Origin of the sequence: Adlercreutzia sp. DFI.6.23, assembly GCF_024462535.1 — a bacterium.
GTDB lineage: Bacteria > Actinomycetota > Coriobacteriia > Coriobacteriales > Eggerthellaceae > Adlercreutzia > Adlercreutzia rubneri.
Genome location: NZ_JANGBP010000635.1, coordinates 1 through 295 on the forward strand (window position 1 = coordinate 1; position 295 = coordinate 295).

The following is a 295-nucleotide window of genomic DNA, read 5'->3' on the forward strand; positions in this document are numbered from 1 at the left end:
GAGGAGGCAGCGCTATGCAAGCCTGTAGATATGCCTTGGAAGTGGTGGCGAAGCATCCCATCTATCTGCTGGTGTACGTGGGCTGTTTGAGCCTCATGGGCCTGTTTATCACCAGCGGCGTGTACCCGCCGGCGACAAGTGCGGGCTACGAGTCGGCCGAGGTGCCCTTCGCGGTGATCGATCGGGAACAAAGCGACTTATCGCGCTCGGTGGCGGCGTTTCTCGAAGAGCGGGGAACGTCGGTCGAGGTGGCCGATGAGGCGCGGGCCTGCCAGGATGCCGTGGCCACGGGCTT

At 63.4% G+C, this 295-nt stretch carries 1 pseudogene; it reads left to right on the forward strand.

Going from position 1 to position 295, the window contains the following annotated elements:
- Positions 1–14: 14 nt before the first annotated feature.
- Positions 15–295 (forward strand): annotated as a pseudogene (locus NE591_RS14860) (ABC transporter permease); the annotation flags it as partial.